The organism is Sphingopyxis sp. (assembly GCF_016704835.1).
Lineage (GTDB): Bacteria > Pseudomonadota > Alphaproteobacteria > Sphingomonadales > Sphingomonadaceae > Sphingopyxis.
In genome coordinates this window covers 12769-33392 of sequence record NZ_JADIZJ010000011.1, presented here as the reverse complement: position 1 = coordinate 33392, position 20624 = coordinate 12769, and the positions used below count along the sequence as shown (strand labels likewise).

Below are 20624 nucleotides of genomic sequence, written 5' to 3'. Positions count from 1 at the left end.
AAATGGCACTGCAATTTTCAACGGGCTATCGCAACGCTCTGCTCGATCAACTGGAAACGACCGTCGGCGCGAGCGCGATTCTTCGCATTCGTACCGGGGTGGCTCCAGCAACTTGCGCGACGGCTGACAGCGGCACTGTACTTGCGACGCTGAACCTGCCGTCCGACTGGATGGCCGCAGCGTCGAGCGGCAGCAAGGCTCTGTCCGGCACATGGCAGGACGCGAGCGCGGATGCGGCAGGCACGGCCGCACACTTTCGGCTGTACGATAGTGCCGGCACGACCTGCCACATGCAGGGCACCGTCACCGCAACGGGCGGCGGGGGCGATTTGACTGTAGACAATGCAGTTTTCGCGTCGGGGCAGTCGTTCACGATCACGACGTTCACGCTGACCGCGCCCGGAGCGTAAATGCTGTACCGGCTGCCAGCATGGCGGCAGCCGCAGCGCCGTCGGTGGGTGCCGAGCGCGGCGGCGACCGGAATAACGGGCACGCTAAGCGCGTCGATCGGCACGATCACGATCTCGTCGAGCGGAGCGCTGGCGATTGTCGGGTCGCTCGCGCAGTCCGTTGGCGCGATTACGCTTGCGTCGGCCTCGACGCTGACGATCACCGGGACCGCGTCCAATTCGATCGGCACGATTGCGCTGTCGACGCAAGGTGCGCTGGACCTGTCCGGCCAGCTCTCGCAGCCGATTGGTGCGATCACGCTCAGTGCGCAGGGCGCGTCCGGGACGACGGGCACGCTCAGCCAGTCTATCGGGCTGATCACGCTGTCCGCGACCGGACGGCTACCGATCGCCGGATCGTTGTCGGCAAGTGTTGGCACGATCGGCCTATCGAGTGCCGCGGACCTCGATATCGTCGGGACGCTAGTCAAGACGATCGACCCGATCACGCTGTCGGCGACCGGGGAACTGGCGGGCGTCGGCACCGGCCAACTCTCGCAGTCGATCGGCACGATCGGGCTGTCCGCAACGGGTGCGCTGGCGCTTGCAGGGCAGTTGGCGCAGACGATGGCGCCGATCACGCTCGCGGGCGCGGGGACGCTGACGCTTTCGGGCGCACTGTCGCGGTCCATCGGGCAGATCATCCTTACGGCGCGCGGCGGCGCACCGATCGAGGAGCCCACCAAGGTCGGTGGCGACGACGTACCGCGAGATCGCGGGCATCGAGGATGGGACCAGAAGCGTTCAACGATCAAACGAAGCGAGGAACTGCGGCTCGAACAATCCATCCGCAGCATCTACCGGGAACTGACGGAATCGCCAGAGATGGCTCCGCGCGCCGCCGCGGCGCTTGCCCGGCTGGCAGCGCCAGGCACAAGCGAAGACGAGCTACCGCGCATCGCAGCGCGTCGCGCGCTCGCCATGGACAGCGTTGGCGTCGAGGTCGAGACATCCCTTCGCATGTTGCGCGAGGAATTGTCAGAATTGGAGCAATTTCACGAGGCCACAATGATTGCGGCCTTACTCGAAAGGTTGCTGTAATGCCGCTTTACGCCTATGGATGCGCTGCATGTGGGAACGAGGACGATGCATTCAGGACCGTCGAGCAGCGCCACGATGGCCCGTTTTGCTGCGGCGAGCGCATGAGTCTCGAAATACGCCCATCGTATGTGCAGGGCGACTTGCAGGGATACGTCTCGCCTGTCAACGGCAAATGGGTAGAGGGCCGCACAGCGCGCAGAGATGACCTGGCGCGCACGCACTCGCGCCCATGGGAGGGCATGGAGAACGAGAAGCGAGAAGCCGATCGTCAGCGCAAGTATGCCGAGGACAAATCCGAGAAACGGTTAGATGAGGCAGCGCGCCGGGCCTACCACCAACTCTCACCAGCACAACGGCGAACATTGGAGTGATGAACATGGAAACGGAACAAGAGCGACCTCTTGAGCAGCCCGTCACGGACGACAAGCCGACCGACGAGACGCCGAGCAGCGATGGCCCGTCAATGGAGGACACCATTCGCGATGAATATCGCCGACTGACATCCTCGGAGAACGCGGACACCGGCGACGACACGACCGCCGCAGCGCCCGCCCGCGCGCGCAGCCCTGATGGCAAGTTCGCGAAAGCCACGACTGACGAAGCTAGCGCCACTGCGAAGGTCGAGGATACCCCGCCGATGACCGCCGCTGCGCCGCCCGCTGCGACCGACGACTACCCCAAGACATGGCGCAAAGAGGCCCACGGCGAATGGGCGGGCGTCAGCCCGGCGATCAAGGCCGAGATCAAGCGGCGGGAGGAAAACTTCTTCGAGGGCATCCGCCAGTATCAGGAACCTGCCGCGTTCGGGCGCGCGATCGGTCAGGAGATGCTGCCGCACGTCGAGATGATGCGCCAGGTCGGCATCACTCCGCAGCAGCTCACGCGCGAGATGATGTCCACATGGGCCGCCTTGGCGACCGGACAGCCGGACCAGAAACGACAGGTGCTATTGAATATCGCGCGGCAGTACGGTATAGATATCGCCGCGTCGTCCGCGACTTCCTCGACAGGAGAGGCAACGACGCAGGCCATCTCCCCGGACCTGTCGCCCGTACTACAACGGGTACAGAGCATCGAGCAGATGGTCCGACAGCAGGCCGAGAAGTCTGCGCAGATCGAATCCGAGAACGCGACCTCCGAAGTCGCGCGCTTCGCTTCAAGCCAAGGGCGCAACCACTTCGCAGCCGTTCAGGAAACGATGGCTCAACTGATCGGTTCTGGACAGGCAACCACGCTGGACGAAGCCTACGACAAGGCGGTTTGGATGGTTCCTGACGTTCGCGAACAACTTCTCGCCGAACAGGCACAGAAGCGTTCGCAGGACGATGCAGCAAAGGCCGCTGCCGCCAGAAAGGCCGCCTCAACAAACGTCGCGCGTCGTGGGACGACTCCTACCGCGCCGAAGCGGGGCTCGATGGAAGACACGATCCGCGATGAATATCGCAGGCTCATGTCGTCGTAACCGCAACGCTAGGAGTCCACCATGGCATCGCCTGGGCAAAGCACACTGTTCACGACGTTCACCGAACTGGTGACGACCACATATCGCAACCACAAGCGGCTCATTGCCGACAACGTGTCCGAGCACAACGCGCTGTATCGGCGCGTCACCAAGAAGGGCCGCGTTCGGCGCGAGGACGGCGGACTGTCGATCGTCGAGCCGCTGGACTACGCCGAGAATGCGACGTACCAGCGGTACAGCGGATATGACCCGCTGAACACGTCCGCGTCGGATGTCCTGTCGGCGGCGGAGTTCCCGTGGCGCCAGCAGGCCGTTCACGTCACCGCGAGCGGTCTCGAAATCCGCAGCAACAGCGGCGAGAACCGCATCGTCAATCTCGTCAAGGCGCGCATCACGAATGCGCAGCGCACGCTCGCAAACAACCTCTCCGAGGACTTCTACTCGTCCGGGTCGCTGTCGAACCAGATTGGCGGCTTGCAGTCGCTCATCTCCGATGCGGGCACGGGCACCGTCGGCGGCATCGACTCGTCGGCGTTCCCGTTCTGGCAGAGCACGTTGCAGTCCGCAGCGGCGCCGATCCAGGGCGGCGGCGCGATCACGCCGTCCTCGACCACGATTGAGTCGCTGATGCTCCCGCTGTATCTGCGCACGACTCGCGGTGCGGATGTGGTGGACCTCATCGTGGCGAGCGAGGACTACTTCACGTTCTTCGAGCAGTCGCAGACATCGCTCAAGCGGTACGCGCCGGAAGATACCGGGCGCGGCGGCATGGTGTCGATGAAGTACAAGAACGCGGACGTGTTCTTCGACTCAGCGGCTTCCGGCATCCCATCGGCCCACATGTACTTCGTCAACACGGACTACGTGTCGGTCGTGGTGCATCAGGACGCCGACATGGAGATCATGCCGGAGATGCGGGCGATCAACCAAGACGCCATCGTGATTCCGATCATCCACCAGTGCAACCTGACGATCAGCAATCGCAAGCGTCAGGGCGTCGTCAAGGCGTAAGGAGAACCAACATGCTCACGACAGGAATTCGCCCGACCGACACGCACACCACGCCGCAGTTCACGCTCGGCACGGTCGCGACTCAGGCATCGGACACCGGCACCAAGAGCTACATCTACGTGCGGGCCGGCGCGGCCATCACTGGCGCTGGCTACGTGTGTGACATCGACTCGTCCACGTTCGCAGCGGTGATGTCCACAACGACCACGACTGCGCCCGGCACGGGTGCCGGCAAGTCAGTGGGCGTCGCTCGCGTTGCCTTCGCGTCGGCCGACTACGGCTGGCTTCAGGTCTACGGGTCAGGCACAGTGCGCACGGCTGCGCTGGCAGCGGCCTACACCAACCTCAACTCGACGGCCACGGCCGGTCAGGTTGACGACGATGCGACGGCAGGCTCGGAAGTCATCGAGGGCATCGTGCTCGACGTGGCTACCGGCGCGTCTGCGGGTGTCACGGCTGGCTGGATCAACTGGCCGCGAGTGGGTCGCACGCTGTAATGGCGTAACCGGCGAGGGCTTCGGCTCTCGCCGGTTTTGGTGCTACGATCCCGCTGCCGCGCATGAGCGGCGATGTTGGAGCCAGACCATGCCACTCGCACAGATGGGGCCGGAGCGGCCGCCGTTCCTTCGTTTCCACGATATGTCCGTCGAGGATCGCAACGCGACCATCGCGGCCGGGCATCTCGTGCTCAAATCTCAGCATATGGTCACGGTTCGCCAGATCGGCTCGAAGGATGGCCCTGAGTTCATCGCGACGGAGTGGCTGACTCAGCAGGACAATCTCGCCACCATGAACCGGCTGCCCGGGGAGTGGGCGAAGTCCTACCGCGCGCAGTACGAGGCATGGAAGCAGGGCATGGAAGGCCCGGTCAATGGCTTCCCGCTGCGAGAGTGGCCCGCGGTGAACCGCGCGCTCGCCGAAGGCATGATCGCGGTCGGTATCCAGTCCGTCGAGGACTTGGCGGCGGCGAACGAAGAAGCACTCGGTCGCATCGGCATGGGCGCACGCGGGTTGCAGCAGAAGGCACGAGCATGGCTCGACGCGAAGGACGGTCGCGTGAACGCCGAGGAAGTGGCGGCGCTGCGTGCGGAACTCGATGATAGGGACGGGCGCATCCAGTCGCTGGAAACGCGCCTGGCCGCACTTGAGGCGAAGAAGCTGAAGTGAACGCGCTGGAAGTCATTCAGCGAGCGACGAAGACAGTCGGCATTCCGACGCCGAACGTCGCGCTCGCGTCCACCGACGTTCAGGTGGTGCAACTCGTCGAGTTGCTGAACAACGAATGTCGCGAGCTCGGCAGCCGCTACCCATGGCAGGCGCTCACGTTCGAGCAGACCTTCACAACCGTTGCAACGCAATCCCAAGGCACATTGGCGAGCCTTCTGACAGGTGGACGCGAACTGCGCTACATCGTCAACGAGACGATATGGAACCGCACTTCGCGCGAACCCGTCTACGGGCCTCGTAGCGGGCGAACGTGGCAAGGATACGAGGCGGTGTCGATCACGTCGCCCTACAGCGAGTACCGCATACGCGGCAACGAGTTGCTGTTCCTGCCCGCGCCGACTGCGGGGCAGACCTGCGCATTCGAGTACGTCACGCGCAGCACCATGACGGACTCGCTCGGGGTGACCTATCGTCGCAACGCGGTCGCGGACACCGACCTTCTCCTGCTCGATGACGAAATCATCCTCATGGGTGTCGTGTGGCGGTGGCGGAAGGCGAAAGGCATGGAGTATGCCGAGGACTTCGCCTCCTACGAGCGTATGGTCGCGGATGCCATGGCCCGCGACGGCACAAAGCCGACACTTTCACTTAGCGGCGGGGGCGTGTTCAACGATGACATCCCGATGGCAATCCCGCGTCTGATCGGGAGCTGACGCAGATGCGTCAGGCCGTCCTTTCGCGTAGACCCGGCGCCGCGAAATCGCAATCCTTGTCGCTCCCATCGCCGATCGGCGGACTCAATGCGCGAGACTCGGTTGCCAACATGAAGGGCACCGATGCGTTGCAGATGGACAACTGGTTCCCGCAGACGACCGACGTGGCGGTGCGCCGGGGGTACACCGCGTTCGCGACGTTCTCCGGCGTGTGTCAGTCCATCATCGCCTACAACGGGCTGACTGCGACCAAGGTGTTCGCGGCCGTGGACGGTGCTACGAACTCCATCATGGAAGCCACGTCGGGCGGCGCGCTCAGTACGGCTGTCGTCGGCGGGAGCGGGCCAGCGGTTCAGGCCATCACGAACTGCCGCTATGACTATGTGAACTTCGGCACAGTTGGCGGGCAGTTTCTGTCGCTCGTCAACGGCGCCGATGTGCCGCTGCAATACGACGGCACGACGTGGATCGCGTCGGCGATGACGGGCGGGACGCCTGCCGACTTCTTCACGGTAGGTGTCTATGCAGAGCGTCTCTGGTTCGGCGTGAAGAACTCGCTCCGTGTGCGGTACTTGCCCGTCAACTCGATCACCGGCGCGACGGTCGAACTGAACCTCGCGAGCCTGTTCGCATTGGGCGGGACGCTCAACAGCATCATCACGATCACCGACGCGACGAATGCACTCGCTGATTACATCGCGTTCGTGTCCACCGAAGGCGAGATCGTGGCGTTCTCTGGCACGGACCCCGCCGTGGCAGCATCGTGGTCGCGGGTCGCGCAGTTCAGGGTCGGGCGTCCTGTCATCAAGGGCAACAGGGCATGGTGCAAGTGGGGGGCCGACGCGCTGCTCATCTGCGCGGACGGCATCCTACCGCTACGCCGCGCGATCAGTCAGAACACGCGCGATCAGACCGTTGCCGTGTCGGACAAAATCAGGAACCTGGTGAACGGCGATGTTTCGATCCATGGCGCTCGGCAAGGGTGGGGGCTCACGCTGCATCCGACCGGGTTCAAACTGATCCTCAATGTGCCGACGAATGAGAACGTCGAATCGCGCCAGTACGTGATGAACGTGCAGACTGGCGCATGGTGCCGGTATATCGGCTGGAACGGCTTCTCCTTCGAGGTTGTTCGCGACCAACTCTATTGGGGTGGCGACGGCGTGCTCGCGAAGGCGGACCAAGTTGGCGCTTACTCTGACGCGGGCATTGCGATCACGGCGAGCAGCAAGCAAGCATTCAACTATTTCGGTGGCCGCGGCAGGAACGTGCAAGTTCACCTGATGCGACCGATCTTCTCAACCGATGGCGTGTCGGACGTGGCTCTCGGTGTGGACGTAGATTATGGCGACAATGAGCCGACCGTATTCCTGCAAACTGGCGCTGGCGGCGGCGACCCGTGGGGCGGCATATGGGATGTCACATGGAGCGGCGCGGCGGTTGTGCTGCGGGACTGGCGGACAGTGCAGGGGTTCGGCTCCGCGATCGCGCCTCGGCTGCGAGCGCGGACTGATGATGTGCAGATGACGTGGGCGGCAAGCGACTTCGTATACGAAAATGCGTCGTTTGGTCCTTGACCAAAAAGAGCGCGTCGGCGAGTTCGCGAAGGCTCTGATACCGCACGTTCCGTCATGGGGGGAGTGGTACGTTGCGATCGGCTACGAGCAGGATGGTGACCTGATCGCGGGCGTGGTGTATAACCTTTACTCAGGCGCCGACATCGCCATGCATGTTGCAGGTGTCGGCGCAAACTGGCTGTCCCGAAGCTACCTCCGGGCGGCATTCCGATATCCCTTCGTCCAACTCGGCTGTCGCCGGGTCTCAGGCTTTGTGCCAGCGACCAACGTCGCGGCGCAACGCTTCGACGAGCATATCGGCTTTCGGCGTGAAGGCTACATGCGACATGCCCTGCCGGACGACGATGTGATCGTCTACGGGATGCTTCGCGAGGATTGCAGATGGCTGTGAAAATCTACACGAAGTCCGTCTCAGTATGGGACGAGAACATCGGCCGGTACGTGACCGACGAGGGCGCGTCAGAGTGGCGGTGGTATGACGGCGCGATCGCTCTGGCGAAGAAAGGCGGCAAACCGCCGCCGCCTCCTGATCCCAACGTGACGGCCGCAGCGCAGACGCAGATGAACCGCGACACGGCCGCGTTCAATAACGCGATCACGCACGGCGCGACCTATACGCCGTGGGGACAGCAGACCTTCGCCGGGCGCACCGACCCAACCACTGGCGCGACCGTCTACGACCAGACGATCAGCCTCGATCCGAAGCAGCAGGAGCTGCTTGATATCTACAACGCGAATGACCTCGCATTCGGGCAGGCATCGCAGGGCATGCTCGGTCGCGTCACCGACACGTTCGGCCAGCCAATGGACACTTCTGGCTTGCCTGCTCTGCGCTCTGATGTGGCGCAGCAGGGCTATCAGTCTGGCCTCAACACGGGCGCATTACCGGGGTTGCAGAGCAACGTGGCGCAGCAGGGCTATCAGAGCAACCTCAACACGAACGGGTTGCCTGCTCTACAGAGCGATCTGAACGTGCAGGGGCCGGGCCTCGTCGGTGGCATCGACACGCAAGGGCTGCCGCAGTTGTATGGCGCGAACGATCTTGAGGGCGCGCGTCGTCAGACGCAGGACGCGCTCTACAACCGTCAAGCCGCCTACCTCGACCCGCAATGGCAGCAGCGCGAGAGCGCCGAGCGCACGCGCCTTGCCAACATGGGCGTCGTCGAGGGCTCGGAGGCGTTCAACAACGCGATGGACACGTCCAACCGCGCGCGCAGTTTCGACTACGATCGCGCGCGAGACGCCGCGATCATTGGTGGTGGCGACGAACTGTCGAGACTGGCCGGCATCTCGCAGGGGAACCGTGGGCAACTGTTCGGCGAGCGCACGACCGGCGCGGGTTTCACGAACAACGCGCGCCAGCAAGCCTTGTCGGAAGCCCTCGCACGCACGGGAACGGCGAACCAGGCGCGCGGCCAAGGGTTCGACGAGGCGGTGACTGGCGGGCAGTTCGCCAATCAGAGCGCGGAGGCCGCCAACCGCGATGCGCTGCTTGCCGGTCAGTTCTCCAATCAGGCGCGCGGCCAAGGGTTCGGTGAGGCTCTCTCAGGTGGTGAATTTGCGAATAGCGCAGCGGCTCAAGCGAACCGCGATGCCATGCTCAATGCGCAGTTCGCGAACCAAGCGCGCGGGCAGGGGCTCAACGAGCTGTTCTCGCTGCGCAATCAGCCGCTGAACGAGTACAACGCGCTGCGCTCGTCGGCGCAGGTCGCGCAGCCGCAGTTCCAGAACCCGCAGAACTCGATGACGAACCCGACGGACATCGCCGGACTCATCAATCAGAACTACGGGCAGCAGATGGACATCTGGAATGCGCGCCAGCAGCAGAATAACGCGCTGATGAGTGGATTGTTCGGACTCGGTGGCGCCGCGCTCGCATTCTCAGACGAGAGACTGAAGACTAATGTTGATCAGGTCGGATCACTTCCTGATGGCACCGGCGTTTACGATTATGAATACAAGGACGAGCCCGGCAAGACGTACACCGGCGTCATGGCGCAGGAAGTCGAAAAGACGAATCCGTCAGCCGTGTTCAAGATGTCGAACGGCTTTAAGGCAGTGGACTACAGCAAGGTCATGTCGAAGGCTTTGCGGGAGTTGTACTGATGGCACGCAAGATCGAGCTATTTCGCGACACGCAGCCTGATGACGCTTATGCCGATGTCGCGCGCCGCGAAGCCTATGCGAAGGCGTTGCAGGAGATGGCTGCACGGCAGCGAGGGCCAGCGCCGGGCGGTCGCGTGCAAGCGCAGTACGGCATTGGCGAGGGGCTCACACAGCTCGCGGAAGCGTTGCTAGCGCGTCGCGCCGGTAGGCAGGCAATCGAGACTCGAAACGCAGCCGATGCCAATACTCGCGTCCAGAACGAAGGCGTCATCAACGACCTGACGATGGACCAGCGCCCGCAGAAGATCGACGCGCAAGGGCAGCCGATTCCCGGCACTGAGCCGCAGCAGATGCTGAACATCGACACGGGCCGCCCTGAGCTGTCCGCGCGCGGTCAGGCGCTCTCGCGCGCCGTCGCAGGACAAGACCCGCAGCAGATTCGGCAGTTCCTCATGCAGCAGCAATTGGCGCGACTGTTGCCTGACCAATCCGTGATCGCGGATCGAGACCTGAAGCGATTGCAGATTGAAGGCGGATTGCAGGACCGAGGATTGGATCGCGAGCAGCGCCTTCTGGAACGCAATATGCGGTCGCAGGACCTGGCGTTGGATCGCGAGCAGCGCGCAGCGGCGGCGGCGGAAAGTGCGGCGCTGCGTCGTGAGATCGCATCAGGCCAGCAGCAGACGCAGCGCGATATTGCGGGCATGAGGGTTGACGCGCAGGCGGAGCGACAGAACTCAGCAGCGGCCTCGAAAGATGCGGTCGCTGCGGAAAAACGCAATAGTCGAGTGGCCTCACTTCAAGCCGCATTGGGGGCACTTTCTCGTGTTCAGGAGACAAGCAACACGCTCGGCGGCGGCGGCGGATTCATAGAGGGCCGCATTCCCGCGATAGGCTCCGTGGCGCAGGACTTTGACGGCGCGAAAGCGCAACTTCTCGCGACGATTCAAAGCGCATTGCGTGCCCCTGGCATTGGATCGCAATCGAACCTTGAATTGCAATCTCTCATGGCCGCGCTCCCGGAGCGAACTCAGGAGAGGAAGGTTAGAGACAACCAGATCAAAGGCATTGCCGACCGTATCAACATCATCATGGAGCGAGAAGGCGCGGACACTACACCGCCTGACGCTAACGCAGGCGATGCTACGTTAACGCCTCAAGAGCAGGCCGAATTGGCGGAACTGAGGAACAGGTTCGGCAAATGACCCCGCGCGAGGAACTTGTAGCCCTGCGCCGTTTGGCGGAGTTGGAGGCGAAAGCAGCCGGAGCCGCATCGTCTCAACCTGCCCCCGCTCCGGTGCCTGCGACGACCACTGAGCGCGCACTTGGCAGCGTCCCAGGCCGCTTCGCATTGGGCGCTGCTGAGACGGCGGGTGATGCTGCTCCAAGCGCAAGCGTGGCTTCTGACGTTGTTAGCTCGCTGCGTGATTTGGTGATGGGGATACCAAAGCTCGCGGCGCTGCCGGTTGATATGGGAGTTAACCTCTACAACGCTGTTGAGCAAATAGTGACGCCTGGCGTAGCGCCACTTCGCACATTGTCAGAAGCAGCCGATCAATCGCTGAACGAAATGGGCGTGCCACAAACACGGAACCCAATCATAAGGGCCGTCAATGAAGCGGTAGGATCGGGAGGCGTCTCGATCGGTGCGAAAGGCGTTCAACTTGGTCAGGAGGCTTTCGCTGCTTCTGCTCCGCTGCTGTCAGCGGCCGAACGAAGGGCAGGTCGAGCATTACGCCGATATTCCGGGACCGATGAACAACGACGAACCCTCGCCGACCGGCTGCGCAATTACCGCAGCCCGGTTAATGGTGTGAAGCCGACGGCCGCGGAGGTTGTCGGCGATATGCCAGAAGGCGCTCCGCTGCAACAGTTGCAGGCGTCTGTCGCACGTTCCGCTGATGCGCGTGCAGGCGGCCCGGCAATTGAGTTTGCGAGGCGCGAAGTCGCCAATGAGGCGGCGCGGGAAACTGCCGCGAAGGAATTAGGCGAATCTCATGGGGCAGCGAGAGAAGCTATCTTGGAAAAGGCGAATAATTTCAGCGATCGGCTCCGAAAACTGACCCACATAGCATCGGATAGTTCGCGCCGAGCGGGCCAAAACATGCAATTGTCAGGACAGATGGATGCGTTTGCTGCGGAGTCCGCGCGTCGAGCGGTGAACAAAGATGCACCAACTGGCCCGATCGCAAGGGCGCTCGGACTCGCGAAGGATGCGGTATCGTTTCCATCTCACGGAGCAGGCGCGACCCCTCGACCGCCTGCTCGATACACGCAACATGCCGCTAACGCGGAGTCCGCTGCTGGCGCCGCTGATGAAGCTATGTTTGCCGCTGACGCTCGAAAACTTCAAGCGGCGGGCGCCAATCTCGAAAAGGAGTTGCTAGAGAATACCGGGTTAGTTGCGCTTGGCCCGCGAGAAATAGTGGGTGCAGTCGGCGAGAAAATGACTGACCCGCGAAACTACGCCAATGAAATTGCGTCGAAAACGTATGCTGAATTCGCCAAGGAAATTGCCAGAATTACAAAACCAGATGGGAGCATCGACGCGCGGGCGATAGATGAAGTGCGTAAATCGTTCGGGCCAAAGTTGAGCACGATTTTTGAGAAGCAGGGATGGGATACAAAAGACGCGGCGTTTGTCCGCGCAATGCGTTCCTCGCAGTCATTCATTGACGATGCGATAGAGGCCGCAGGCGGGTCCGGGTACAAGGCGGAATTGGAAAGGTATAGCAACCGGATTAAGGATATCAAGGCAGATCGCGTGCGCGCCGAGGAAATGTATACCCCGAAGCACAAAGCGTCGGTGCCATTGGCAACCATGATCGATGAACAAACCGGCTACGGGGTTGACCGGATACCAGGATTCATCAGTTGGAAGATGAGCGCGGCAAAGGCGCTCGCGCGTGCAGTTCGCAGCCAAGCATCGCCTGAAGTCATTGGTGAGATGTCGAAGCTATTGCAAGACCCGTTTGAATTATCGCTTGCGCTTAACAACCTTCGCGGCGGAAGCAGACGAGCTGCGATTGCGAGCGCATTGGGGCAATATGGCCGTCGCTCGGGCGGCGCGGCAGTAGCAGCGACATCAATGGTCAACGGTGATAGGGAGGAAAAATAAATGCCATTCAGTTCCGGCACCTATAGCGTCGTCTACAACTGGACCACGGAATCCGCCGCCGCGCCGATCGAGATCGCGAAGCTCGATCAGCAGGACGCGGACATGGCGGCTGCGCTTTCGACGTGCTTACTGCGCGACGGCACCGGATTGCCGACGGCTAGTATTCCGTTCAACTCTCAGCGCCTGACGGGACTCGGTGACGCGACGGCTGCGACCGATGCGCTGAACCGCCAGACGGCGGACGCGCGCTATCTGCCGAGCGGGTCGCTCGCGACCGACAGGCTGCTAGGCCGCGACACGGCTGGAACGGGAGCGCCAGAGGCGCTGACGGTCTCAGGCGGCATCGAGTTCACGGGCACGGGCGGCATCCAGCGTTCGGCGCTCACCGGCGATGTCACGGCGAGCGCGGGCAGCAATGCGACCACGATCGCCAATGACGCCGTGAGTTACGCGAAGATGCAGAACGTGTCGGCCACGTCGCGTGTGCTCGGGCGCGTGACGGCGGGCGCAGGCGATGTCGAGGAACTGACGCCTGCGAACCTGGTCTCGTTCATCACCACGGCAGACGGTGCGGGTAGCGGACTCGATGCCGACCTGCTCGATGGGCAAAGCGGCGCGTTCTACCAGAGCGCCAGCAACCTGAATGCAGGCACGATTCCGGACGCACGCATCCAAGCAAGCGGCGTGACGCAGCATCAGGGATCGCTCGCGATCGCGTTTACGCAGCTCACGGGGACAATTGCCAATGCACAAGTACCAGCGGCCGCTGTAACACAGCATCAAGCGGCGCTGTCAATTGCAGCAAGCCAGCTCACTGGGACTCTTGCGGACGCGAGAGTTGCACAGTCGAACGTCACGCAGCATCAGGCCGCGCTCGGGGCGGAAACTGCGACCGTAAGTACGCTAGCGCGGCGGAATGTTAATGGGTATCTGTTCGCGTCTTACTACAATCAGAGTTCAAGCGCGGAGACTCCGACTATTGGCAATATCATTGTCGAAGCTGGGGCCGATGGCTATTTTCGCAAGTCCACGCTGACGCACACCAAGCGTCAGATCGTGCTCAATTGCACGATTCAGTCCGATCCAGGTGGAACGCCATCGGGTACGGCTGGCGATGTGTTTTTTTACTACTAATGCCAGCGCGTACTCACGTCGTTGATTCTGGCGGAACCGCCCGATTGCTGCGGCGGTTGGCCGTTGTAGATTCCGGCGGCACGACGCGAATGGTTCGGCGCGCATTTGTAGTGGACTCCGGCGGTACGAGCCGCTTGGTCTTCGTCAGTGAGCTGCTGGTTACGTACACCTCTGGTTCCGGCACTGAGACAGTTCCATCGGGAATGACGCAAGTCGTTATCACGATGTGGGGTGGTGGTGCAGGTGGCGTGGATGGTGACGCAGGTGCGGGGGCGGCGGCGGGGGCGGCGGCGGGTATTCGACGCGAACCGCTGCTTGTGCGGGCGGCAATACGATGTCGTATGCGGTGGGCGCAGCGGGCGGAAATTCTACCGTTAGTGGCACGCTGACGGGTGGCGGTGCGATCAGCATGGCCGCGAATGGCGGGGCTTCCGCTACAGGGCAAGTTGGTGGCGCAGGCGGCACAGCTTCCGGGGGAACTACAAATACCTCTGGTGTGACTGGCGACAATGGCGAGGCAGACCCTGATCTTGGCGGCGGAGGGGAAATTCCCCCAATGGCGGAGCGGGTGGCGCAGGCGGCTCCGGCGCAGGCGGCTCTGGTTCTGCTCCGGGTGGTGGTGGAGCTGGATCGGGGGCCACTGGCGCGCCTGGAGCTGGTGCACGAGGCGAAATCAGATTCTTTTACACGTAGGAGAATGTCATGGAAACAGCACTCGGTATTCTGCTTTTCGTTATGATCGTCGGCTCGGTCTGGTGCATCGCGCAACAGTTCCGCAAGCGCCGCAATGGCACGAATGCGTCGGGGGGTGGTGGTGGTGGTGGTGGTGGTGGCACGAATGGTCGCAGAACCGAGAAATTCTGATGCAGGGTAACGGGATCGATCGTCGCGCGCGGCTGCTTGAAGTCGGGCTGACGATGCTGTGTTCTATGGCCTCCTCGGCGGGCGCGGTACTCTGGGCGAATTCGTCGCGCCTGGTCGAATTCGATCAGAAGATCATCACGAACAGCGGACGGTTGTCGTCTCTCGAATCGCGTGATTTGTCTCAGATCGTGCAGATCTCCGCGCAGGACCAAGCGAACAAGGAAATCCTGCGACGGCTAGAGCGTATCGAGGACAAGCTTGATGGTCGCTGAACCGCTGTGGCTGCAGGTCGCACGCCGGTACATCGGCGTCGCGGAGATTCCCGGCAAGGACTCGAATCCGCTGCTGGTGAAATGGTGGCTTAAGGGCGGCGCGGCGGTGTGGAACACGCTTGGTCGAGACGATTCCAGAGCCCCTTGGTGCGGCACGTATGTTGGCGAGTGCCTCGATGAAGTCGGCCTGCCGCGCCCGCAGAATTGGTATCGCGCGCGCGTATGGCTCGACTACGGCACGCGAATTCCCGCGCCGGTCTACGGCTGCATCGTGGTCTACGAACGCAAGGGCGGCGGGCACGTCGGCTTTGCCGTGGGCCGGGATGAGCATGGCAATATCCTGACCTTGGGCGGAAACCAAGGTGACATGGTGAGTATTCGGCCGTTCGATCCCGCTCGCGTGCTTGGCTACGTCTGGCCGCCCGGCGGGCCGTACTCGCATCAGCCGCTGCCGCGATTTGTCGGCAACCTTCCCGTCAGTCGAAACGAGGCTTGAACATGGATACCCTGCAGCGCGTCTGGCAGTTCGTGATCGGTTCCTTCGACTACCTGCTCGCGCACACGCAGCTCGGCTCGGTCGTGGTCGGCACGCTCGCTGCGATCTCGATTACCCAGGTCGTGAAGATGGCCGTGATCCAGTGGGCGCCGAAGAACGGCGGCCGGGGCCTGTGGTACTGCGTGCAGTTCGTGATCGGCATCGGCGTGACGTGGCTGAACTGGCGCACCCCGCTGGGGCTGTCGTGGGGGCTCGCCGTGGGCGGGTTCATCGCGCCCTCGCTGTACACGATTGGAACGCGGCTGCTGTACCGCTACTTCCCGGACGCTGAAGCGATGATTTCGGCGACGCCGCGCAGATGATCTTCCCGCCCCTATCCGCCCTGCCGTGGCGGCTGATCGGCGCCGGGGCGGCGGTCGTGGCCGTTCTGGGCAGCGCCTGGCACTACGGCCATACCCGCTACGAGGCCGGTGAGGCCGCCGTACAGGCCCGATGGGACGCTGAACGGCTGATCGCGGCAGAGGCTTTCGCCAAACAATCCGCCGCCGTAGCGGCCACCGTGGAGGCCGACAAGGCCATTTCCGACAAGGTGCAGCATGAACTGGAAACCCGTCTCGGTGACTCTGACGCTCGCGCTCGCGACCTCGCTGGCCGCCTGCGTGACTACCAAGCCAGTGCCCGTGGTTGCGCCGTGTCCGGCGCTGCCGACCGTGCCGCCGGGCCTGCTACAGCCCCCGGAGAGCCCGGAGGCGATGAAGCGATTGAGCGAGCTACTGCCGCCGTCCTGACCGCCTGCGGGCATGATGCCAGCCGATTGCAGGGGTTTCAGGATTGGTGGCGCGGGGTGGTCGAGAGTCGGCGGTAACACCGCTCCGCATCCACCTTCGCCTCGGCGAGTTCGGCGCGCAGGCGTTCGATCTCGTCGGCGGCTTCGCACATCAACGCGCCCCGAAACGGTTCGCCGCTCCCCAGAAAGCGCAGTCGCTCTACGATGTCGCTCATAAGAACGATGGCATCGTTTTGCCGGGTCCGCGTGGAACGGACACCAAAATGGTCGAGCCATCGTACTCGTGTACGAAAAAGACCCTCTTGTTTGTCCACGCAAAAAGCGCGTAGCAGGACGGCGCCCCGAACGGCCCCCCTATGTTCCAGTCATACAGTAGATGCTTGTTCGGCTCGAATTCCAGCACCTTCCCCCGGAACGCAAATGGCACTGGCGTCGGGTCCGGTTCCCGATAGCCAGGTTTCCAAGCCTCTTTTTTTGATTGGGGTGCCGACCCCCAGCCCCACGGGCCGATGACGAAGTGGGTGAAACGCTCCTCGTCGTTCAAAGCATCGAGCAGTTCATTGTATGCGCTCATTTCCTCGTCCTCTCTTCCTCATTTCGCGAACTTGCTCGGCGCGCAGGCGCTCGATCTCGTCTGCGGCTTCGCACATCAACGCGCCCCGAAACGGTTCGCCGCTCCCCAGAAAGCGCAGCCGCTCTACGATGTCGGTCATGGCTGTACCTCCAGCGTCTGCGCATCGGCGTATGACACAGTAAATCCTGCTGCGTTTTTGTGCCCGCCGCCGCCGTACTGCGTGGCAATTTCTGATACATCTACGCCTCCTTCTGCTGAGCGCAGTCCGAACACGCGGCCTTTCGGCGTATCCCAATAGCAACCTGCGAACGGTTCGCCTTGCGCCATCGTGTGAGCGGCATCGGAGACGAGCGTGTAGGGCAAATTCGCGACTGGTACATTGAACCCGCCGATCACCATACGACGCTGCGTCACCGTAAGTAATTCAGCGACATCCTTGAAGTGCTTGCGTTCGATTGCCGCGCCTTCGACTGCAAGCGCCTCAGGATCGCTACTCATAAGACGCTCCCATGTCTCAAAGTCATACGGATACGAGAAGATGTTGGCCTGAATCTCTCGTGTTTTTGGCAGCGAGAATTTCCACAAATCTCTATCCTCGACATGCAGCAGTACGGGTGGCGGAGACTCGTCCGGAAAATAAAAATCCCATGCGATTCGGCAGCCTGATCGTTCCACGTCAAACACGACGCGGGCACCAGCCAAGTTGGCTAGGTCGGCCTCAGCCGTCTTGTGGTGGTCGAGGATTGTTACGCTGCGCGCGTCAGCGACAAGCCGCTCCATCACGGGACGTTTGTACGAAAAGTCCACCAGTACAACTTCACGGCCCGTCACGTCAGGCGGAGGTGTCTGATAAACCCCCGCGTGAAACTTAACTGCGGACCCAAGCGCACGGCGCACTACCCAAGCGGCCGTAAAGCCGTCTGCACAATTTCCGTGGTAGATACAAATAGTCATGGCTTCTTACCTCCAATGAAGTTGAACGGCTGCCGCTGCGGGGAATTCTCGGCGACAATGTGCTTGAGGTCGCTGCGCAGTCGAGCAGCGTGACACGCGCGACATACCCGCTTGACGGGTCTAAGGCTCTGACTGTTTCGATCCGGCACTTCTGCCGGATGTTCGCGGCAAATGATGCAGATACTCACGGCTTGTACGCCTCCGGCTCGATGATGGGCTGCCAAGCGAGGACGGGGGAAAGGATTGGCCTTGCGTCTATGTGCTGCCAATTCCCGCTGCGCTCGCAGTAGGCGAGCCGCGTGATTACCTCGTATCGCATTTCAATAGCGACCCAACAGGTGGCGGCTATTTCCGGCATCCGCTCGGTCACGGGAATCCAGCGGGACGCGCCGTCTCGCAGCCGCTCGATTTCGTCGGCGGCTTCCGTGCGATCGTCTTTTGTGGCGCACGATTCGCACGTAGGGTCGAGCATGTCTCGCGTCCTGTACGCCTCGTGGCATGTGCAGTAATCGGCGCGCAGCCGTTGCAGGATGTCGGTCATGTCTTGCTCCTCGTCCTCGCTTCCTCGGCCATGCAGGCGTCGGCAGCTATGCTCGCGCGCGCTGCTAGTTCACTCACGTTGAAATGTTCTTGGTTCGCGAGCAGTCCCGTCATCGCCGCCATCACGAACTGCTGGCGGACGGTCGGCGGCTCGATGCGCGGCTTGTCGATCTCATCCGCAGCAGCACAGATCATGATCGCCTCGCGTTCCTCGCAGAATTCGCCCGCGTAGTCGCGCAGCCATTGTGCGAGTGTGTATCGCGCGCCCACTTGCGGCGCTATCGTCGGGCGGGTGTCTGGGGTGGTCATGTCGTTCCTTCCTCGGTCGTGTCGATCCGGCGCTGCACGGCGTACCAACCCGCCGCCGCGCGTGCGAGTTGCTTCTCGCGTTCCCCTACGCAGTTGATAGTGGGGGCCTCCAGATGTTTGCGAATGGACCAGCTCTGCGGCTTTTTCTCCCGCCACCATCGGACCGCCATATCCGCCGCACGCAGTAAGATCAAGTGCATTTCCTGCGGGACTATTTTTTCCAGTGCTGTGCTTTTCACGCTGCCTCCCGCTGGCGCTGGTCGGTGAATAGATCGCGCTGCACCGGCTCGTGCTGCGCTCGCAGCCGTGCGTTCGCGGCCCATTGCAGCAGCGTGAAAGCGAATGGCTGGCCGCGTCTGCGCTTGGCCTCGCCGATATAGGTGCGCGCGCACAGCAGGTGCACGGCGCGCGCGATCCGGCGCAGAGTGGCCTCGACCAGCGGCCGCTCACGGGTGAAAATCGACGGGCACGGGATCGACCAGTCGATGCGCTCAGCAGCGGTACGGTACGACTCGGCGACTTCGCGGACCAGGTACGTTTCGATTGTAGATTCACGCATCCCGTCTCTCCGCTAGGCAAATAGTATCGTTGTGCGCGCCACCGTGGCACACGAGCAGTATTTCCTCTTGCACGAAGCCGCGAGACTTCCCCATGCCGACCGAATTCCATCCAAAAGACAGCACCACGGCGTTTGCGGATAGCAGTGGCATGCAGGCATCCCGCACCGCCTTGTACAAAAGCGCGCTCTGTGTATCTTTCATTCCGACAGTTTTCCCGGCGGCTTTATAGCACTCTGAAATTTGTCTAGGAGAGTAGGGCGGATCTAAAATAACTAAGTCAATGAGCCCACCGACCTGATTCTCTAACATCTCCAGGAATGAAACGGCATCCATGTGGTGCTCCGCTTCCGTTTCCGGGTTCAAATCGTTGGTGTACGTGGCCCACCGCTTGTTGCGGGCAAAGGGATCGACGCTGAATGAAGATTCGATTAAGTAACGCCGCACGAAGTTTCCGATTGGTTTCACACTGAAAGTGTCTGCATTTGGCATAGCCCATGCACGGGAAAAACGCATATCAACCCTCTCCACCACGCAGCCCGGAATCATCCGTAACGCGTTGTCCGCATCCCCCGGCGCGAGCCTGCACTTCGGTTTGCAGTACACCTGATCGGCCCGGCGCGGGTTGAAGTCGGTCTGGCAGTGCGGGCAGACAAATCCGGTGCTCATGCCGTCGCCCGCATTTTCGCAACGGTTTCGCGTGCAACTTTCGCGAGCCGTTCAGCTTCTTCGGCTTGCCGTTCAAGCCCGGCCGCGACGAAGCCAACGCCATGTCGTTGATCGCTGTAGTCGAGATCCAGCAGAGATTTAACGATCTGGCCAACGGGGCCCGCTTTCCAGTCATCGATCTGAACGCCAGCCGCATCTTCAAACTCCTTGACACGACTACGCAGGGCTGCGAGTTCTTTCCCTTCGCGGATTCTCGCCACCTCCCGCTCGACACGGCGATCGGCGTCCACCTTGGCTTCCTCGCGTATAGCGTTGATACGCGTGCGCACGTCCGCAGAGTCCATGAGACTGTCTTGCAGCTTGCGCAGCAGCCCGACTGTGAACGCCCACGGTAGCGTTTCCTTGTCCTGCGGCAGCTTCGTCGCGGGTCGTTGCGTCCTCAGGCCGTTCGGCGTGCAACTCAGCCATCCCCAACACGCCGGGACTTCCTCGATCTTCGCTATGCTGGCGTCGGTCGTGACCAGATAAAAGTAGTCGCAGACGGCGATGAACGGATCGGCTTTGTTCACCTGCTTCACTTCACGCAGCCAGTCCGATCGTGATGCCTTGAATTCGAACCCGGAAATGTTCCGCCCAACGCTTTTCCATACGCCCACGGCAACCGCGTCGATACGTCGGCGGGCGTCCAAGCTGACCGCATCCGGCACCTCGAAGAACAGCGCGTAGCGATCGGCGGGGTACTTCGTACGCAATTGGTCGTGTATATCGCTCACGCCGCCCGCCTTCGCTCAAGCAGCGCATCCACTTCCGCCAGTAATTCCGCG

At 62.2% G+C, this 20624-nt stretch carries 28 protein-coding genes; 17 read left to right on the top strand and 11 right to left on the bottom strand.

Translation table 11 applies throughout. The features are described 5' to 3' along the window. The first annotated feature begins 2 nt into the window (after positions 1–2). The 17 genes from IPF76_RS14175 to IPF76_RS14095 all read left to right on the top strand — a co-directional run bounded on the left by IPF76_RS14175 (position 3) and on the right by IPF76_RS14095 (position 15772). Positions 3–410 (top strand): hypothetical protein, encoded by a 408-nt coding sequence (locus IPF76_RS14175; protein WP_293845272.1) that lies wholly within the window; start codon positions 3–5, stop codon positions 408–410. Then, positions 411–1490, top strand: coding sequence for a hypothetical protein (locus IPF76_RS14170; protein WP_293845269.1), 1080 nt, complete (start codon positions 411–413; stop codon positions 1488–1490). 376 nt (positions 1491–1866) lie between these two features. Next, entirely contained in the window at positions 1867–2952 is a 1086-nt protein-coding gene (locus tag IPF76_RS14165) for a hypothetical protein (RefSeq protein ID WP_293845266.1), read from the top strand. A gap of 21 nt (positions 2953–2973) precedes the next feature. After that, on the top strand, positions 2974–3963 hold the full coding sequence (locus IPF76_RS14160) for a phage major capsid protein (RefSeq protein ID WP_293845264.1): 990 nt from the start codon (positions 2974–2976) through the stop codon (positions 3961–3963). A gap of 11 nt (positions 3964–3974) precedes the next feature. Beyond that, the gene (locus tag IPF76_RS14155) at positions 3975–4460 is read left to right on the top strand and encodes a hypothetical protein (RefSeq protein WP_293845261.1); all 486 of its coding nucleotides are present in this window, start codon (positions 3975–3977) and stop codon (positions 4458–4460) included. 88 nt (positions 4461–4548) lie between these two features. Continuing rightward, on the top strand, positions 4549–5130 hold the full coding sequence (locus tag IPF76_RS14150) for a helix-hairpin-helix domain-containing protein (protein ID WP_293845259.1): 582 nt from the start codon (positions 4549–4551) through the stop codon (positions 5128–5130). Continuing rightward, the gene (locus tag IPF76_RS14145; RefSeq protein ID WP_293845256.1) at positions 5127–5843 is read left to right on the top strand and encodes a hypothetical protein; all 717 of its coding nucleotides are present in this window, start codon (positions 5127–5129) and stop codon (positions 5841–5843) included. The genes IPF76_RS14150 and IPF76_RS14145 overlap by 4 nt, the downstream gene beginning before the upstream one ends. A 5-nt stretch (positions 5844–5848) precedes the next feature. Next, positions 5849–7420 carry a hypothetical protein gene (locus IPF76_RS14140; RefSeq protein WP_293845253.1) on the top strand — a complete coding sequence of 524 codons (1572 nt, stop codon included), beginning with the start codon at positions 5849–5851 and terminating at the stop codon, positions 7418–7420. Then, positions 7401–7811: a GNAT family protein gene (locus IPF76_RS14135; RefSeq protein ID WP_293845250.1), complete on the top strand. Its 411-nt coding sequence runs from the start codon at positions 7401–7403 to the stop codon at positions 7809–7811. The genes IPF76_RS14140 and IPF76_RS14135 overlap by 20 nt, the downstream gene beginning before the upstream one ends. Then, positions 7802–9526: a tail fiber domain-containing protein gene (locus IPF76_RS14130; RefSeq protein ID WP_293845247.1), complete on the top strand. Its 1725-nt coding sequence runs from the start codon at positions 7802–7804 to the stop codon at positions 9524–9526. The genes IPF76_RS14135 and IPF76_RS14130 overlap by 10 nt, the downstream gene beginning before the upstream one ends. Beyond that, positions 9526–10731, top strand: coding sequence for a hypothetical protein (locus tag IPF76_RS14125; RefSeq protein WP_293845244.1), 1206 nt, complete (start codon positions 9526–9528; stop codon positions 10729–10731). The genes IPF76_RS14130 and IPF76_RS14125 overlap by 1 nt, the downstream gene beginning before the upstream one ends. Beyond that, complete coding sequence (locus IPF76_RS14120) at positions 10728–12644, top strand: hypothetical protein (RefSeq protein ID WP_293845241.1); 1917 nt, start codon at positions 10728–10730, stop codon at positions 12642–12644. The genes IPF76_RS14125 and IPF76_RS14120 overlap by 4 nt, the downstream gene beginning before the upstream one ends. Continuing rightward, positions 12645–13778, top strand: a complete 1134-nt coding sequence (locus IPF76_RS14115) for a hypothetical protein (RefSeq protein WP_293845238.1) — start codon at positions 12645–12647, stop codon at positions 13776–13778. Between the two features lie 702 nt (positions 13779–14480). Beyond that, on the top strand, positions 14481–14642 hold the full coding sequence (locus IPF76_RS14110) for a hypothetical protein (RefSeq protein ID WP_293845235.1): 162 nt from the start codon (positions 14481–14483) through the stop codon (positions 14640–14642). Beyond that, entirely contained in the window at positions 14642–14914 is a 273-nt protein-coding gene (locus IPF76_RS14105; RefSeq protein ID WP_293845232.1) for a hypothetical protein, read from the top strand. The genes IPF76_RS14110 and IPF76_RS14105 overlap by 1 nt, the downstream gene beginning before the upstream one ends. Next, on the top strand, positions 14904–15410 hold the full coding sequence (locus tag IPF76_RS14100; RefSeq protein ID WP_293845229.1) for a TIGR02594 family protein: 507 nt from the start codon (positions 14904–14906) through the stop codon (positions 15408–15410). Before IPF76_RS14105 ends, IPF76_RS14100 begins: the two co-directional genes overlap by 11 nt. Positions 15411–15412: 2 nt before the next feature. Beyond that, positions 15413–15772 carry a hypothetical protein gene (locus IPF76_RS14095; protein ID WP_293845226.1) on the top strand — a complete coding sequence of 120 codons (360 nt, stop codon included), beginning with the start codon at positions 15413–15415 and terminating at the stop codon, positions 15770–15772. 11 nt (positions 15773–15783) lie between these two features. Here IPF76_RS14095 and IPF76_RS14090 read toward each other — a convergent pair whose 3' ends face one another. From IPF76_RS14090 to IPF76_RS14040, 11 genes are all read right to left on the bottom strand, one after another. Further along, positions 15784–16212: a hypothetical protein gene (locus IPF76_RS14090; protein WP_293845223.1), complete on the bottom strand. Its 429-nt coding sequence runs from the start codon at positions 16210–16212 to the stop codon at positions 15784–15786. A gap of 23 nt (positions 16213–16235) precedes the next feature. Next, positions 16236–16412 (bottom strand): hypothetical protein, encoded by a 177-nt coding sequence (locus IPF76_RS14085; RefSeq protein WP_293845220.1) that lies wholly within the window; start codon positions 16410–16412, stop codon positions 16236–16238. Then, entirely contained in the window at positions 16409–16771 is a 363-nt protein-coding gene (locus IPF76_RS14080; protein WP_293845217.1) for a hypothetical protein, read from the bottom strand. Before IPF76_RS14080 ends, IPF76_RS14085 begins: the two co-directional genes overlap by 4 nt. After that, a complete protein-coding gene (locus IPF76_RS14075) occupies positions 16755–16910 on the bottom strand; it encodes a hypothetical protein (RefSeq protein ID WP_293845214.1) in 156 nt (51 codons plus the stop codon). Before IPF76_RS14075 ends, IPF76_RS14080 begins: the two co-directional genes overlap by 17 nt. After that, a complete protein-coding gene (locus IPF76_RS14070) occupies positions 16907–17725 on the bottom strand; it encodes a hypothetical protein (RefSeq protein ID WP_293845211.1) in 819 nt (272 codons plus the stop codon). The genes IPF76_RS14075 and IPF76_RS14070 overlap by 4 nt, the downstream gene beginning before the upstream one ends. Before the next feature lie 184 nt (positions 17726–17909). After that, positions 17910–18266 (bottom strand): hypothetical protein, encoded by a 357-nt coding sequence (locus tag IPF76_RS14065; RefSeq protein ID WP_293845209.1) that lies wholly within the window; start codon positions 18264–18266, stop codon positions 17910–17912. Further along, positions 18263–18574, bottom strand: a complete 312-nt coding sequence (locus IPF76_RS14060) for a hypothetical protein (protein ID WP_293845206.1) — start codon at positions 18572–18574, stop codon at positions 18263–18265. Before IPF76_RS14060 ends, IPF76_RS14065 begins: the two co-directional genes overlap by 4 nt. Continuing rightward, a complete protein-coding gene (locus IPF76_RS14055; protein ID WP_293845203.1) occupies positions 18571–18813 on the bottom strand; it encodes a hypothetical protein in 243 nt (80 codons plus the stop codon). The genes IPF76_RS14060 and IPF76_RS14055 overlap by 4 nt, the downstream gene beginning before the upstream one ends. Beyond that, entirely contained in the window at positions 18810–19133 is a 324-nt protein-coding gene (locus IPF76_RS14050; protein WP_293845200.1) for a hypothetical protein, read from the bottom strand. The genes IPF76_RS14055 and IPF76_RS14050 overlap by 4 nt, the downstream gene beginning before the upstream one ends. Beyond that, positions 19126–19800 carry a hypothetical protein gene (locus tag IPF76_RS14045; protein ID WP_293845197.1) on the bottom strand — a complete coding sequence of 225 codons (675 nt, stop codon included), beginning with the start codon at positions 19798–19800 and terminating at the stop codon, positions 19126–19128. The genes IPF76_RS14050 and IPF76_RS14045 overlap by 8 nt, the downstream gene beginning before the upstream one ends. After that, complete coding sequence (locus IPF76_RS14040) at positions 19797–20573, bottom strand: hypothetical protein (RefSeq protein ID WP_293845194.1); 777 nt, start codon at positions 20571–20573, stop codon at positions 19797–19799. Before IPF76_RS14040 ends, IPF76_RS14045 begins: the two co-directional genes overlap by 4 nt. Between the last annotated feature and the right edge of the window lie 51 nt (positions 20574–20624).

Excerpts from the sequence above, each read along its gene's own strand:
- IPF76_RS14115 (WP_293845238.1), top strand. The coding sequence starts at position 12,645 with ATGCCATTCAGTTCCGGCACCTATAGCGTCGTCTACAACTGGACCACG.
- IPF76_RS14160 (WP_293845264.1), top strand. The coding sequence starts at position 2,974 with ATGGCATCGCCTGGGCAAAGCACACTGTTCACGACGTTCACCGAACTG.
- IPF76_RS14090 (WP_293845223.1), bottom strand. The coding sequence starts at position 16,212 with ATGCCCGCAGGCGGTCAGGACGGCGGCAGTAGCTCGCTCAATCGCTTC.
- IPF76_RS14130 (WP_293845247.1), top strand. The coding sequence starts at position 7,802 with ATGGCTGTGAAAATCTACACGAAGTCCGTCTCAGTATGGGACGAGAAC.
- IPF76_RS14140 (WP_293845253.1), top strand. The coding sequence starts at position 5,849 with ATGCGTCAGGCCGTCCTTTCGCGTAGACCCGGCGCCGCGAAATCGCAA.
- IPF76_RS14080 (WP_293845217.1), bottom strand. The coding sequence starts at position 16,771 with ATGAGCGCATACAATGAACTGCTCGATGCTTTGAACGACGAGGAGCGT.
- IPF76_RS14100 (WP_293845229.1), top strand. The coding sequence starts at position 14,904 with ATGGTCGCTGAACCGCTGTGGCTGCAGGTCGCACGCCGGTACATCGGC.
- IPF76_RS14060 (WP_293845206.1), bottom strand. The coding sequence starts at position 18,574 with ATGACCACCCCAGACACCCGCCCGACGATAGCGCCGCAAGTGGGCGCG.
- IPF76_RS14095 (WP_293845226.1), top strand. The coding sequence starts at position 15,413 with ATGGATACCCTGCAGCGCGTCTGGCAGTTCGTGATCGGTTCCTTCGAC.
- IPF76_RS14050 (WP_293845200.1), bottom strand. The coding sequence starts at position 19,133 with ATGCGTGAATCTACAATCGAAACGTACCTGGTCCGCGAAGTCGCCGAG.
- IPF76_RS14045 (WP_293845197.1), bottom strand. The coding sequence starts at position 19,800 with ATGAGCACCGGATTTGTCTGCCCGCACTGCCAGACCGACTTCAACCCG.
- IPF76_RS14105 (WP_293845232.1), top strand. The coding sequence starts at position 14,642 with ATGCAGGGTAACGGGATCGATCGTCGCGCGCGGCTGCTTGAAGTCGGG.
- IPF76_RS14170 (WP_293845269.1), top strand. The coding sequence starts at position 411 with ATGCTGTACCGGCTGCCAGCATGGCGGCAGCCGCAGCGCCGTCGGTGG.
- IPF76_RS14125 (WP_293845244.1), top strand. The coding sequence starts at position 9,526 with ATGGCACGCAAGATCGAGCTATTTCGCGACACGCAGCCTGATGACGCT.
- IPF76_RS14155 (WP_293845261.1), top strand. The coding sequence starts at position 3,975 with ATGCTCACGACAGGAATTCGCCCGACCGACACGCACACCACGCCGCAG.
- IPF76_RS14065 (WP_293845209.1), bottom strand. The coding sequence starts at position 18,266 with ATGACCGACATCCTGCAACGGCTGCGCGCCGATTACTGCACATGCCAC.
- IPF76_RS14070 (WP_293845211.1), bottom strand. The coding sequence starts at position 17,725 with ATGACTATTTGTATCTACCACGGAAATTGTGCAGACGGCTTTACGGCC.
- IPF76_RS14075 (WP_293845214.1), bottom strand. The coding sequence starts at position 16,910 with ATGACCGACATCGTAGAGCGGCTGCGCTTTCTGGGGAGCGGCGAACCG.
- IPF76_RS14165 (WP_293845266.1), top strand. The coding sequence starts at position 1,867 with ATGGAAACGGAACAAGAGCGACCTCTTGAGCAGCCCGTCACGGACGAC.
- IPF76_RS14110 (WP_293845235.1), top strand. The coding sequence starts at position 14,481 with ATGGAAACAGCACTCGGTATTCTGCTTTTCGTTATGATCGTCGGCTCG.
- IPF76_RS14175 (WP_293845272.1), top strand. The coding sequence starts at position 3 with ATGGCACTGCAATTTTCAACGGGCTATCGCAACGCTCTGCTCGATCAA.
- IPF76_RS14085 (WP_293845220.1), bottom strand. The coding sequence starts at position 16,412 with ATGAGCGACATCGTAGAGCGACTGCGCTTTCTGGGGAGCGGCGAACCG.
- IPF76_RS14150 (WP_293845259.1), top strand. The coding sequence starts at position 4,549 with ATGCCACTCGCACAGATGGGGCCGGAGCGGCCGCCGTTCCTTCGTTTC.
- IPF76_RS14120 (WP_293845241.1), top strand. The coding sequence starts at position 10,728 with ATGACCCCGCGCGAGGAACTTGTAGCCCTGCGCCGTTTGGCGGAGTTG.
- IPF76_RS14135 (WP_293845250.1), top strand. The coding sequence starts at position 7,401 with ATGCGTCGTTTGGTCCTTGACCAAAAAGAGCGCGTCGGCGAGTTCGCG.